Annotated in this window: 3 tRNA genes and 3 rRNA genes; all 6 read right to left on the bottom strand. The window is 53.9% G+C overall.

The window, feature by feature from the left end:
- Nucleotides 1-14 precede the first annotated feature (14 nt).
- Nucleotides 15-91: transfer RNA gene (locus tag PKE72_RS17440), tRNA-Met, on the bottom strand.
- An 87-nt stretch (nt 92-178) separates the two neighbouring features.
- Nucleotides 179-293, bottom strand: a 5S ribosomal RNA gene (rrf, locus tag PKE72_RS17445).
- A gap of 87 nt (nt 294-380) precedes the next feature.
- Nucleotides 381-3,161 (bottom strand): 23S ribosomal RNA (locus PKE72_RS17450).
- Nucleotides 3,162-3,361: 200 nt separating this feature from the next.
- Nucleotides 3,362-3,437, bottom strand: a tRNA-Ala gene (locus PKE72_RS17455).
- Nucleotides 3,438-3,525: 88 nt separating this feature from the next.
- Nucleotides 3,526-3,602, bottom strand: a tRNA-Ile gene (locus PKE72_RS17460).
- A gap of 179 nt (nt 3,603-3,781) precedes the next feature.
- Nucleotides 3,782-5,242, bottom strand: a 16S ribosomal RNA gene (locus tag PKE72_RS17465).
- The 16S, 23S and 5S rRNA genes sit together here with 3 tRNA genes alongside, the layout of an rRNA operon.
- Nucleotides 5,243-5,762: the final 520 nt, after the last annotated feature.

Here is a 5,762-nt window from a genome sequence, read left to right on the forward strand (position 1 = left end):
AGCGGGCTAGATCTTGGGTGCGGGAGTAGGATTTGAACCTACGACCTTCAGGTTATGAGCCTGACGAGCTACCGGGCTGCTCCATCCCGCGGCAAGCGGTAGTTCGAGAAGGAAGAACGTTTCGAGAAGACCGCATTTGCGGTGATTTGGTTTTCATCATCGGCTGTCCGCCTTGTAGACCCGGCGGCGACCTACTCTCCCGCGCCTTGAGACGAAGTACCATTGGCTCTGGAGGGCTTAACGACCGAGTTCGGAATGGGATCGGGTGGGGAACCTCCGACATAGCCACCAGGTCAACAAGGCGGACAGCGGATGATGAGAAGACATTGTCTGAGATTGCTTCGGTCAAGGAGCAATCATCGAATGAGTTTTGCTGAGAAACGATCAAACCGATCGGATTATTAGTACCAGTAAGCTTCATGGGTCGCCCCACTTCCACACCTGGCCTATCAACGTGGTAGTCTTCCACGATCCTCAGCGAAGCCTTGTTTTGAGGTTAGTTTCCCGCTTAGATGCTTTCAGCGGTTATCTATTCCATACTTAGCTACCCTGCTGCACAGCTGGCGCCATGACAGGTACACCAGAGGTATGTCCATCCCGGTCCTCTCGTACTAGGGACAGATCCTCTCAAGCTTCGAACACCCACGGCAGATAGGGACCAAACTGTCTCACGACGTTCTGAACCCAGCTCACGTACCACTTTAAATGGCGAACAGCCATACCCTTGGGACCTGCTCCAGCCCCAGGATGTGATGAGCCGACATCGAGGTGCCAAACTTTGCCGTCGATATGGACTCTTGGGCAAAATCAGCCTGTTATCCCTAGAGTACCTTTTATCCGTTGAGCGATGGCCCTTCCACTCGGGACCACCGGATCACTATGGCCGACTTTCGTCTCTGCTCGACTTGTCAGTCTCGCAGTCAGGCGAGCTTATGCCATTGCACTCGACGAGCGATTTCCGACCGCTCTGAGCTCACCATCGCGCGCCTCCGTTACACTTTAGGAGGCGACCGCCCCAGTCAAACTACCCACCACGCCATGTCCCGGGACCGGATAACGGCCCTCGGTTAGACGTCAACGACAGTAAGGGTGGTATTTCAAGGACGACTCCACCAGAGCTGGCGCCCCGGTTTCATAGTCTCCCACCTATCCTACACATACGGTCGCTAACGCCAAGGCGAAGCTATAGTAAAGGTTCATAGGGTCTTTCCGTCTGACCGCGGGAACCCCGCATCTTCACGGGGAATTCAATTTCACTGAGCCTATGCTGGAGACAGTGGGGAAGTCGTTACGCCATTCGTGCAGGTCGGAACTTACCCGACAAGGAATTTCGCTACCTTAGGACCGTTATAGTTACGGCCGCCGTTTACCTGGGCTTCAGTTCGTCGCTTTCACAACTCCCTTTAACCTTCAGGCACCGGGCAGGCGTCAGACCCTATACGTCGCATTGCTGCTTCGCAGAGCCCTGTGTTTTTGCTAAACAGTCGCTACCCCCTGGCTTGTGCCACTCAGTCCTGGTTGCCCAGGGTGAGTCACGCTTATTCCGAAGTTACGCGTGCAATTTGCCGAGTTCCTTCAGCATAGTTCTCTCAAACGCCTTGGTATGCTCTACCTGACCACCTGTGTCGGTTTCGGGTACGGTCTCTGCTGGAGTTATTTCCTGGGACAACGCCCCCGCACACACAATCCAATAAGTGGGTACGAGTTAAGCCATCCGTCACTTCCAGCTGGTGCAGGAATATTTACCTGCTTCCCATCGACTACGCTTTTCAGCCTCGCCTTAGGGGCCGACTAACCCTGCGCAGATTAGCTTTACGCAGGAACCCTTGGTCTTTCGGCGAGAGTGTCTCTCACACTCTTATCGTTACTCATGTCAGCATTCTCACTTCCGATACCTCCAGCCAGGCTCACGCCTGACCTTCACCGGCCTACGGAACGCTCCGCTACCGCTTGCAGTAAACTGCAAACCCATATCTTCGGCGCACGGCTTGAGCCCCGTTACATTTTCCGCGCAGGATCGCTTGATCAGTGAGCTGTTACGCTTTCTTTAAAGGATGGCTGCTTCTAAGCCAACCTCCTGATTGTCAAAGCAATCCCACATCGTTTCCCACTTAGCCGTGACTTGGGGGCCTTAGATGATGGTTAGGGTTGTTTCCCTTTTCACGACGGACGTTAGCACCCGCCGTGTGTCTGCCCGATAGTTCTCTTGGGTATTCGGAGTTTGGTTAGTATTGGTACCGCTCGCGCAGCCCGCAACCATCCAGTGCTCTACCCCCCAAGGAATTCGTCGGACGCTCTACCTAAATAGATTTCGCGGAGAACCAGCTATGTCCAGGTTTGATTGGCCTTTCACCCCTATCCACAAGTCATCCCAGAATTTTTCAACATTCACGGGTTCGGTCCTCCAGTTGGTGTTACCCAACCTTCAACCTGCTCATGGATAGATCACCTGGTTTCGGGTCGTCATACGTCGAACTTAGCGCCCTATTCAGACTCGCTTTCGCTGCGCCTACACCTAACGGCTTAAGCTTGCTCGACACATGAAGTCGCTGACCCATTATACAAAAGGTACGCCGTCACCCCGCTTGGGGGCTCCGACTGCTTGTAGGCTTCCGATTTCAGGATCTGTTTCACTCCCCTTGTCGGGGTGCTTTTCACCTTTCCCTCACGGTACTTGTTCACTATCGGTCGTAGAGGAGTACTTAGGCTTGGAGGGTGGTCCCCCCATGTTCAGACAGGATTTCACGTGTCCCGCCCTACTCGAGTCTCTTGCTGTTTGATGACTACGGGGCTTTCACCCACTATGGCCGACCTTTCCAGATCGTTCGTCTTTATTTCACAAGAGCACTGGCCTGGTCCCGGTTCGCTCGCCACTACTACGGGAGTCTCGGTTGATGTCCTTTCCTCCGGGTACTGAGATGTTTCAGTTCCCCGGGTTCGCTTAATGAAGCCTATGTATTCAGCTCATTATACCTTTAAACAATCCGCCAATCGCTGCCTCCGAAGAGACAGAGTTGGAAGACTGTAAAGGTGGGTTTCCCCATTCGGAAATAACCGGATCAAAGGGTGCTAGCGCCTCCCCGGTTCTTATCGCAGCTTGCCACGTCCTTCATCGCCTCTCTACGCCAAGGCATCCGTCAGAAGCCCTTCAACGTTTGATCGTTTCTCAGCAAAACTCATGCTTGGTTTATTCCGCCCGACTGGAAAGTTGCCGGGGGACCAAGCCTGATTTTTGTCAGACAATGTCTTCTTCTCGAACACGACCTTCAAGCTCAGGGGAGCCGGTCTAGTTCTTCCTTCACGATTTCAATGCACATCCCTCTTACGAAGAACGGCAAACTCGAATGCGATCACAAGGTCCTGGTGGAGCCAGACGGAGTCGAACCGACGACATCCTGCTTGCAAAGCAGGCGCTCTACCAACTGAGCTATGGCCCCATTCCAACAGGAACGGTGCAAAGCCCAGGAGAGCTGTCATACGATACTGCCTGTGGGCTGGAGGCCAGCCCCAGCAACCAGCATCAGCTGGTAGGCCCGGGCAGACTCGAACTGCCGACCTTACGCTTATCAGGCGTACGCTCTAACCACCTGAGCTACGGGCCTATGGCAGCGACAGCCAGGCTAAAAGCCCAGGCTCGCGATCGCGTCACCAATACATCAACCCGTATGGTCGATGCGTCGATGACGAAAGTGGAAAGAGAAACGGAGACGGCGGCATTCCGCAGTTTATTGGAGCCTCAATAGACAGCCTCGTGAGAGACGGCCTGGAGAAGCATCCTTAGAAAGGAGGTGATCCAGCCGCAGGTTCCCCTACGGCTACCTTGTTACGACTTCACCCCAGTCGCTGACCCTACCGTGGTCGCCTGCCCCCTTGCGGTCAGCGCAGCGCCTTCGGGTAGAACCAACTCCCATGGTGTGACGGGCGGTGTGTACAAGGCCCGGGAACGTATTCACCGCGGCATGCTGATCCGCGATTACTAGCGATTCCAACTTCATGCCCTCGAGTTGCAGAGGACAATCCGAACTGAGACGACTTTTAAGGATTAACCCTCTGTAGTCGCCATTGTAGCACGTGTGTAGCCCACCCTGTAAGGGCCATGAGGACTTGACGTCATCCCCACCTTCCTCCGGCTTAGCACCGGCAGTCCCATTAGAGTTCCCAACTAAATGATGGCAACTAATGGCGAGGGTTGCGCTCGTTGCGGGACTTAACCCAACATCTCACGACACGAGCTGACGACAGCCATGCAGCACCTGTGTCCTAGTCCCCGAAGGGAAAGCCAGATCTCTCTGGCGGTCCAGGCATGTCAAAAGGTGGTAAGGTTCTGCGCGTTGCTTCGAATTAAACCACATGCTCCACCGCTTGTGCGGGCCCCCGTCAATTCCTTTGAGTTTTAATCTTGCGACCGTACTCCCCAGGCGGATTGCTTAATGCGTTAGCTGCGTCACCGAAATGCATGCATCCCGACAACTAGCAATCATCGTTTACGGCGTGGACTACCAGGGTATCTAATCCTGTTTGCTCCCCACGCTTTCGAGCCTCAGCGTCAGTAATGAGCCAGTATGTCGCCTTCGCCACTGGTGTTCTTCCGAATATCTACGAATTTCACCTCTACACTCGGAGTTCCACATACCTCTCTCATACTCAAGACACCCAGTATCAAAGGCAATTCCGAGGTTGAGCCCCGGGATTTCACCCCTGACTTAAATGTCCGCCTACGCTCCCTTTACGCCCAGTAATTCCGAGCAACGCTAGCCCCCTTCGTATTACCGCGGCTGCTGGCACGAAGTTAGCCGGGGCTTCTTCTCCGGGTACCGTCATTATCGTCCCCGGTGAAAGAATTTTACAATCCTAAGACCTTCATCATTCACGCGGCATGGCTGCGTCAGGCTTTCGCCCATTGCGCAAGATTCCCCACTGCTGCCTCCCGTAGGAGTTTGGGCCGTGTCTCAGTCCCAATGTGGCTGATCATCCTCTCAGACCAGCTACTGATCGTCGCCTTGGTGAGCCTTTACCTCACCAACTAGCTAATCAGACGCGGGCCGCTCTAAAGGCGATAAATCTTTCCCCCGAAGGGCACATTCGGTATTAGCACAAGTTTCCCTGAGTTATTCCGAACCTAAAGGCACGTTCCCACGTGTTACTCACCCGTCCGCCACTAACTCCGAAGAGTTCGTTCGACTTGCATGTGTTAGGCCTGCCGCCAGCGTTCGCTCTGAGCCAGGATCAAACTCTCAGGTTGAGTTGACTTCTGACCTAAGCTTAAGAACATCCCGAAGGACGTCTTGGCATTAGTTCTACGTATTTTATTGACGAGTTCCCACGTCATCGATCCGAAGACCGACGCATGGTATCTTTTCAAAAAGACCGCAGATAGTCAGTGTCGTATGATGACCTCTAGGGTCATCGCTAGAACACCGCCGCCTGCGTTTCTCTTTCCATATCAACAATGTCAAAGACCTGAACCGCCTCAGCGGCCCGACTTGTTTAGCGCCTCGTCGTCGGCGGAGGCGGCGATTTAGAGAACCGCGAACCTCGTGTCAACCGCTCTTTTCAGAGATTTTGCAGAACCAAGACCGAAGCCTCAAAACCACAAAAAACCACCGGAGGAAAACGCAGAGGCCTTCCTCTTAACCGTTCGGTGATTCGATTGGAGCGCGGAACCTATTGAAACCAACCCAGGAAAGCAAGAAGTTTCTCAACTCTTTCTTCCCCTCAAAAACCCCGAAACCAAAGCTCCAAGGCCCTCAGGGCCGGCCCGT

It is taken from the genome of Brevundimonas intermedia, from assembly GCF_027922165.1.
In the GTDB taxonomy this organism is placed as follows: domain Bacteria; phylum Pseudomonadota; class Alphaproteobacteria; order Caulobacterales; family Caulobacteraceae; genus Brevundimonas; species Brevundimonas intermedia.